The 2,309-nt window shown below is 78.2% G+C and carries 2 protein-coding genes; one reads left to right on the top strand and one right to left on the bottom strand.

Features of this window, described 5'->3' with window-relative positions:
* Positions 1-48 precede the first annotated feature (48 nt).
* Positions 49-849, top strand: a complete 801-nt coding sequence (locus tag ACIQOV_RS38000) for an NDP-sugar synthase (protein ID WP_380551243.1) — start codon at positions 49-51, stop codon at positions 847-849.
* Positions 850-1,007: 158 nt separating this feature from the next.
* Here the strand turns inward: ACIQOV_RS38000 and ACIQOV_RS37995 are convergent.
* On the bottom strand, positions 1,008-2,309 hold a 1,302-nt coding region (locus ACIQOV_RS37995; RefSeq protein WP_401055333.1), incomplete at its 5' end, for a DoxX family membrane protein.

The following is a 2,309-nucleotide window of genomic DNA, read 5'->3' as shown; positions in this document are numbered from 1 at the left end:
GGTCCCCGAGGCGGCGGACACCCCCGTCCGCCGCCTTATTGTTCAGGCATGACCGCTGACTCCGGCCCCACCGCCGACCTCCCGTCCGCCCGGCCCCCGCAGCCCCACGCGCCCCGGCCGACCACGACGCCCGTCACCCAGGCCGTCATCCTGGCCGGCGGCCAGGGCTCCCGGCTGCGCCCCTACACGGACGACCGCCCGAAGCCGCTGGTCGAGATCCCCGGGACGGGCACGCCGATCCTCGGCCACCAGCTGGCCTGGCTGGCCGAGGAGGGCGTCACCGACGTCGTGATCTCCTGCGGGCACCTCGCCGACGTGCTGGAGGAGTGGCTGGACAAGGCGGACCTGCCGCTGCGGGTGCGCACGGTGGTCGAGGCGGAGCCGCTCGGGCGCGGTGGCGGGCTCAAGTACGCGGCCAAGGCGCTGCCCCGCCCGGACGAGCCCTGGTACGCCACCAACGGCGACATCTGGACCCGCTTCAGCCTGCGCGAGATGGCCGCCTTCCACCACGAGCGGGACGCCGTCGCGACGCTCGCGCTGGCCCGGCCGCGGATCCCCTGGGGCGCGGTGGAGACCGACCAGTTCGGCAACGTGCTGGACTTCATCGAGGCCCCGCCCTCGCCCTTCCTGATCAACGCCGGCCTGTACGTGTTCAGCCCGGAGTTCGCCGGGCTGCTGCCGGACGTGGGCGACCACGAGCGCACCACCTTCCCCCAGCTGGCCCGCGGCAAGCGGCTGGCGGGCTACCAGCTGCCGCAGGGCGTGTACTGGCGGGCCATCGACACCGCCAAGGACCTCACCGAGGCGGCCAAGGAGCTCGCCTCCGGCGCCGGCCGGGCACCCCGGTAGCCGACGGGCACCGCAGGCCCGTCCGCACCGGGACCGGACGGCCGCAGGCCCGCCCGGCTGCCCACCCGCACACGGACGCCCTCGCCCCACCGCACGCGCACGGCGATCGGCCGGGTGCTCCCCCACGGAGCACCCGGCCGATCGCCGTTACCGGGGCCTCAGGTCGCGGTCGGCGCCCCCGGGTGGGAGGCCCGGCCGCCGGACAGGTCGGCCAGCGGCGCGCTGCCCAGCACTCCGCCGAGCAGCCCGCCGGAGCTCGGGCTGGACTTGGACCCCGGCCCCGCGCCGCCGGCACCCGGGGTGCTGCGCGACGCGGGCGCCGTGCCGCCCGGGCCGGTGGGCGGCGCGGGCGCGGCCGGGGAGGCGCCCGACCCGGCCTCCGCCCTGCCCGAGTGCCCCTTGCCGCTCGGCGTCGGGGTGGCGGGCTTGGCGGGCGGCGTGGTGGCCGGGGTGGTCGCGCTCGGGGTCGGGGTGGCCGGGCGCGGGGCGGCGGGCGGGGGTGTGGTGGACGTGCCCTTGCCGCTGCCGGCGGCGCCGGACGGACTGCCGGACGGCCAGACCGGGGTGCCGTAGTCGGTGGCCGGACGGTCCGGCGCCTGGTGCGCCCGGGCGCCGGTGCGGACGGCGGCGCCGAGCATCGAGCCGAGCAGCAGGGTCAGGCCGACCACGACCGTGGTGACCACGGCGCCGCGGCGCAGCACCCGGCGGCGCAGTGCCCCGGAGGTGTCCGCGCCGAACCGGCGCCAGGCCTCCAGGCCGAGCCGCCCGTCCAGCGAGGCGAACGGCGCCCCGGCGATCAGCAGCGGGCTCCACGCCGCGAGGAAGATCAGGTCCGGGGTGTCGTAGACCGGGACGGCCCGCCAGCTGACGGTGAACAGCAGCGCGGCGGAGAGCGCCATCGCGGCGCCGGCGGCGAGCCGCTGCCAGAGGCCGAGGACGGTCAGCACGCCGACCACGATCTGGGTGAACGACACCGCCAGGCCGGCGCCCACCGGGTGCGCCATGGCGAAGGCCAGCAGCGGCTCGGCGACCTTCCAGGGGTGCAGCGAGGAGAGCCAGCGCATCATCGAACCGCGCTCGCCGCCGTCGAAGTACACCGGGTCGCAGAGCTTGCTGAACCCGGCGTAGACCGAGAGCGAGCCGAGGACGGCGCGCAGCGGCAGCAGCACCAGGCCGAGGTCGACCCGGCGGCCGGGGTACCAGGGCTGCTTGCCCGCGGCGTCGGCGGCGGAGACCTCGGGCAGCTCGCCGCTCGGGGTCCAGCCGTGCGGCTCGCCGACCGGGCCGACGCCCGCGTCGGTGGCGGTGCCGGCGCCCTCGCGGGGCTGGCGCGGGACGGCCCGGGCGCCCGCGAGGGAGGGGAGCGCCCGGGTGTCCGGCTCGACCAGGCGGACGCCGCCGGCCGGGGTGCCGCCGAGGCGTACCGCTTCCAGCAGCTGGGTGGCCGCGAGGTCCCCGGG

Source organism: Kitasatospora sp. NPDC091257 (assembly GCF_044757675.1).
In the GTDB taxonomy this organism is placed as follows: Bacteria; Actinomycetota; Actinomycetes; order Streptomycetales; family Streptomycetaceae; genus Kitasatospora; species Kitasatospora lactacystinica.
Note: the sequence above shows the minus strand (reverse complement) of the source record. Positions and strands in the feature narration are given on the sequence as shown.

Excerpts from the sequence above, each read along its gene's own strand:
- ACIQOV_RS38000 (WP_380551243.1), top strand. The coding sequence starts at position 49 with ATGACCGCTGACTCCGGCCCCACCGCCGACCTCCCGTCCGCCCGGCCC.